The organism is Sporosarcina sp. ZBG7A (genome assembly GCF_000813425.1).
GTDB lineage: Bacteria > Bacillota > Bacilli > Bacillales_A > Planococcaceae > Sporosarcina.
The window spans coordinates 1-5,137 of the sequence record NZ_JWIB01000033.1; the positions used below are offsets into that span (position 1 = coordinate 1).

Consider the following 5,137-nt stretch of genomic DNA (forward strand, 5'->3'; position numbering starts at 1 on the left):
TAGATGGAGCGCCGAATGCTGGGAAACTAGCACGTTCGGTGTGGAGCAGGGGAAAAGCTGGAGATAACATCAAATGCTTACCTATTGCCAACTTTAACGGAATAAGTGATGAAAACTGAATTTAAAACTTAGTCTGTATGTGGTAAAATGTTTCAATCAAGATTAGGAGGCATTAATTATGAAGTGCAATGAATGTAACAGGGTTCAATTAAAAGAGGGAAACGTATCATTAGCCCTATAAACTGCGTCTACCCTCATTATTGGAGGGCGAAATGTGAATACGTCTTATTCACAATCAAATTTACGACACAACCAAATTTTAATTTGGCTTTGCGTTCTATCTTTTTTTAGCGTATTAAATGAAATGGTTTTGAACGTCTCATTACCTGATATTGCAAATGATTTTAATAAATCACCGGCGAGTACAAGCTGGGTGAACACAGCCTTTATGTTAACCTTTTCTATTGGAACAGCTCTATATGGAAAGCTATCTGATCAGCTAGGCATTAAAAGGTTACTCCTATTTGGGATTATAATAAATTGCTTCGGATCGGTAATTGGGTTTGTTGGACATTCTTTTTTTCCCATACTTATTCTGGCTCGATTTATTCAAGGAGCTGGTGCAGCTGCATTTCCAGCACTCGTGATGGTTGTAGTTGCGCGCTATATTCCAAAGGAAAATAGGGGTAAAGCGTTTGGTCTTATTGGCTCCATAGTAGCTATGGGAGAAGGTATCGGTCCAGCTATTGGTGGAATGATAGCTCATTTTATCCATTGGTCTTATCTTCTGCTCATTCCAATGATGACAATTATCACTGTTCCGTTCCTTATTAAATTGTTGAAAAAAGAAGTAAGGATAAAAGGTCATTTTGATATTGTAGGAATTATACTAATGTCAGTGGGCATTGTATTTTTTATGCTGTTTACAACATCTTATAACATTTCTTTTCTGATCATCAGTATTCTGTCATTCCTGATATTTGTAAAACATATTAGGAAAGTAACAGAACCTTTTGTTGAACCTGCACTGGGGAAAAATATTTCTTTTATAATTGGTGTCCTTTGTGGAGGACTTATATTTGGTACAGTAGCAGGGTTTATCTATATGGTTCCTTACATGATGAAAGATGTACATCAACTAAGTACTGCTGCAATTGGCAGTGTGATTATTTTCCCTGGAACAATGAGCGTTATTATCTTCGGTTACATTGGTGGATTACTTGTTGATAGAAAAGGTCCATTGTACGTGTTAACCATTGGAGTTACATTTCTTTCCGTTAGCTTTTTAATTGCTGCCTTTTTTTTAGAAGTAACACCATGGTTACTGACAATTATATTAGTTTTTGTTTTTGGTGGGCTGTCATTCACCAAAACAGTTATATCTACAATTGTTTCAAGTAGTTTGAAACAAAAGGAAGCTGGTGCCGGAATGAGTTTGCTTAATTTTACCAGTTTTTTATCAGAGGGAATAGGTATTGCAATTGTTGGTGGTTTATTATCTGTACGCTTACTGAATCAGAAGTTGCTACCTATGGACCTTGATCAATCCACTTATTTGTATAGTAATATGCTATTCCTTTTTACAGGAGTCGTTGTTACTAGTTGGCTGATCACCTTGAATGTATATAAACGAAGACAAATTCAATTTAAAAGTTGAATACCAGAGATAAATTAAATGACTTCTAGCTTTCTTAAGCAATCGGGCGCGATTGTTGAAGATCAGAAAATTTTTAAGAGGTGGCAAATTTGCCACCTCTTTTTATTTTCTTCGGCTAAAAGTGAAACTTTCTGCAGAAGAAAATACGTGGCAATTGTCAACGGTAAATGTCTGACTGAAGCGACAGCGAAAGGAATTTAAGGAGTTGACAATTTTGCTACACCCGAACCCTCTTGGCTCGTCAAAAGGCAACACCTTTTGACCTGCCAACCGGCGAGGGAGCCCCCTCAAAAAGTGAGGGGGTTGGGGGAGCTTTTTGGAGGGGGTCGAGGGGAAACTTTTCCCTCGTGGGTTTGGGCAAAGCCCATGATCTTTTCTTTTGCTTTTGAATTTGGGGGAGCGGTTTTTGCTCCCTTGCTTTTCGCCTCGCAGAGCACGTCCAGAAGAATTCTGGTATACCGTGTTATACCAAATGGTTTTGGCTCCTCTCGCCTGATGTGTTATTCTCTTCTCAAATGGAGGTGTACGAGATGGCGCACGTTCAGAAATTCACTAAAGGAAATATGCAAGGCTTGTCAATTCACTTAGACCGAAAAACAGAAAACCATTCCAACAAAAATATTGATACAGAGCGTACACATCTGAACTATGATTTATGCGAAAAAGACGGAGATACACTTTCCCGCATGGACGAAAGATTGAGTGAAGTTTATTGCATGAATCGGAAAGATGTAAAGGTGTGCTGTGAGTGGATCGTCACACTGCCTGAATCGCTTCACAATGAATCTGTTGAGTATCAGAGGAAATTCTTTGAGGAAACATACGAATTTCTTACAGATCGTTATGGAGGACAGGAGAACGTCGTTTCAGCGAATGTCCACAATGATGAAACAACCCCTCACATGCATTTTGATTTTGTTCCGGTTGTTTGGGATGAGAAAAAAGAGCGTGAAAAAGTATCAGCGAAAGAAGTGCTGACGAGATCGGAATTGAAAAGTTTTCACACTGATTTAGATAGACACTTGAAAGAGCGAATCCCTGAAATTTATCAAGAAGGAATTTTAAATGATAAGACGATCGGGATTGAAAATATTCATTCGCTGAAAAAATATTCAGCGGAGATTGAACAGCAGAAAGAGGAAATGGCTAACGAATTTAAGAGTTTTAAATATCCGCAAAAAGTTTTGAAAAGTATTGAGCGAGAAGTTGAGAAGAAAACTGTTGGAGTCTTTAATAAAAAAGAAGTAGTTATGTTGCCAGCGGAACGCTACGAGAAAATGAAAGAGTTATCGAATTCGAGTATTAGAATTCAACAACGATTTGATAAATACAAATCAAAAGCTGTTGAAGAAATTAAAAATTTAAAAGTAAATGTGAAAAATTTCGAGGAAGATAACGAACATCTTCGCTATCGAAATATTGATTTTGGTAGAGAAATTACATTGTTGCAAAAAGAGCGAGATCGACAAACAGAAAATGCAATTGTTTATAAAAGTATTTTGGAAGAAAAAGAGCCCGATCTTCAGATTAGTACGTTAGAATTTCAAGGCCGGTTAGTGCTTCATAATTTAGAGAATGACCGTATGCCAAAGAATAAAGAAGAGGGAGAAAACTGGCTGGAGATCCTCGAAGAAAATAAAGAAGAAAAGACGATTCCACAAAATCGACTTGAAAAAGCGATTGGTAAAATTAAATTGTTTTTAGAGAAATTTATAAAACGGGCTAAAGAAGCAGATTTCTCGATGGATTGGCTGGTGGAGAAAAACAAAGAACTTTCTCAGCAGCGGCAGCAACAGAAGAAAACGAAAAGCAGATCTAGTGGCATGGAGTTGTAATTGATCTTAGAATGCCCTTATTTCTCTTCAAAATCGTTTTTAAGAGCTTTTGAAGTAGTTTGCTAGGGTTTGTGTGGTTTTTTAAGCAATGCGGCTTAAAAAGGCTTGTGAGCGTTTTTAAAGTAATTAGAAATATGGTTTTAGATTTTTAGAAAAGCCCTGTGTTTTTTAAGGGCTTTTTTTGCTTTTTATGAACTGGATTTCGAACTAGATTTTACGAGGAGAGAGGGAAAAAGGGGGGGCTACTACGACCCCCCCTTTAAGTGCCGAGTGCCAATTTCAGCGAAAAAGCCGCACGAAGCCAGGTGGGACAAGGGTTTGTGGTGGGCGAGTTCTCGGCGACTTTTCAGCGACTTTTCAGCGACTTTTCAGCTGAATTTCGGAAATTTGTATTTCCCTGTAATGCTTTACTCCATCCGAATAATGTTATATACTAATAAAAAAACATGAGAAAGAAGGTTTTGTTATGGCTCAAAAAAATGAAAAAGAAGAAATGCAAAGTGTAACGATCCGTATTCCCAAAGAGTTGTATTTTGAATATAAGCAAGCTTTGTTGGAGCAAGGGAAAATTGTGACTTATGATGTGCGGAGATATATGAATGATGTTGTAGAAAATCATAAGAAGGGGCATCAATGAGCATAAAAAAAGAGCGCCTCTGCGAAAGGTACGCTCAATTTACAACTCATTTTTGTAAGGTGAATATATCATTATGGCTAAAGATAAAGCAAGATACTTCACGTTTTTATTATACCCCGAATCTATCCCTGAAGATTGGGAAATGAAATTAGAATCAATTGGTTTGCCGATTGCAATTAGTCCACTTCATGATAAAGATTTAAGTGATGTTGAAGGGCAAAAATATAAAAAGGCTCACTATCATGTAATTTATGTAGCAAAAAATCCAGTAACCACTGATAGTGTGCGTAAAAAAGTAAGACAAATTTTGGGCGATAAGAGTGTTTCTATGGTTCAAATTGTAGTTCAAAGCATGGAGAATATATATCTGTATTTAACTCATGAATCAAAAGATGCTATTGCTAAAAAGAAACGTGTGTATGACAAGAAAGACATTAAGCTGCTGAACAACTTTGATATTGATCGGTACATAACGCTTGATGCCGAAGACAAAGACGACATGTTGAATGATGTCTGTGATTTGATTGATGAAAATGGACTAGCAAACATTCGTGAGTTAAGGAGATTTGTTAAAACTCGTGGGGCTGAACATAATTTGCCTAGCATGAAGATAATAAACTCTGTTTTGCGGTCGCATACTGGATTGATTAGATTGTATTTCGATGCTGTTTATCAAGAACGGAAATATGGTCGAAGCGATTTCGACAAAGAAACAGGCGAATTAAAATGACAAAAAGGAGGTAGATTGAATGATTACTAGAGAAGATGAGGCGAATTTTCCTGATTTTAAAACAGTGTTGGAAGCAAAACAATATTTTAGAAAACGTTATGGCAAAAGCTATCGTGAAGGTGGCCGTGAGCAATTAGACGAAAATCATATTTGCTATTTTGACGAAGTTGATTATCAACCTGTTCAAATTTCTGTTTTTGATGATGGATCGGTTTTAGTTCATGTGGTTTATTGAGATACAAAAGATGTTCAACAAACGGGCCAGCGCGACAAGTTCT

General features: G+C 37.0%; 6 protein-coding genes. All 6 read left to right on the forward strand.

All coding sequences use genetic code 11. From position 1 onward, the window contains the following. Positions 1-178: 178 nt before the first annotated feature. The 6 genes from RL70_RS18405 (at position 179) to RL70_RS12335 (ending at position 5,094) form a co-directional block, all read left to right on the forward strand. On the forward strand, positions 179-241 hold the full coding sequence (locus RL70_RS18405; RefSeq protein ID WP_013762478.1) for a tetracycline resistance efflux system leader peptide: 63 nt from the start codon (positions 179-181) through the stop codon (positions 239-241). A gap of 33 nt (positions 242-274) precedes the next feature. Beyond that, positions 275-1,657, forward strand: a complete 1,383-nt coding sequence (tet(L), locus tag RL70_RS12315) for a tetracycline efflux MFS transporter Tet(L) (protein ID WP_015060376.1) — start codon at positions 275-277, stop codon at positions 1,655-1,657. A gap of 530 nt (positions 1,658-2,187) precedes the next feature. After that, complete coding sequence (mobV, locus tag RL70_RS12320; RefSeq protein WP_039043705.1) at positions 2,188-3,492, forward strand: MobV family relaxase; 1,305 nt, start codon at positions 2,188-2,190, stop codon at positions 3,490-3,492. Between the two features lie 466 nt (positions 3,493-3,958). After that, positions 3,959-4,129, forward strand: a complete 171-nt coding sequence (locus RL70_RS12325; RefSeq protein ID WP_012477453.1) for a hypothetical protein — start codon at positions 3,959-3,961, stop codon at positions 4,127-4,129. 73 nt (positions 4,130-4,202) lie between these two features. Further along, positions 4,203-4,859, forward strand: a complete 657-nt coding sequence (locus RL70_RS12330) for a replication protein (RefSeq protein ID WP_012290103.1) — start codon at positions 4,203-4,205, stop codon at positions 4,857-4,859. 19 nt (positions 4,860-4,878) lie between these two features. After that, positions 4,879-5,094, forward strand: coding sequence for a hypothetical protein (locus RL70_RS12335; RefSeq protein ID WP_039043706.1), 216 nt, complete (start codon positions 4,879-4,881; stop codon positions 5,092-5,094). Positions 5,095-5,137: the final 43 nt, after the last annotated feature.

Bases quoted from the DNA above. Each gene is read 5' to 3' on its own strand.
- mobV (WP_039043705.1), top strand. From the start codon at position 2,188: ATGGCGCACGTTCAGAAATTCACTAAAGGAAATATGCAAGGCTTGTCA.
- RL70_RS12325 (WP_012477453.1), top strand. From the start codon at position 3,959: ATGGCTCAAAAAAATGAAAAAGAAGAAATGCAAAGTGTAACGATCCGT.
- RL70_RS12330 (WP_012290103.1), top strand. From the start codon at position 4,203: ATGGCTAAAGATAAAGCAAGATACTTCACGTTTTTATTATACCCCGAA.
- RL70_RS12335 (WP_039043706.1), top strand. From the start codon at position 4,879: ATGATTACTAGAGAAGATGAGGCGAATTTTCCTGATTTTAAAACAGTG.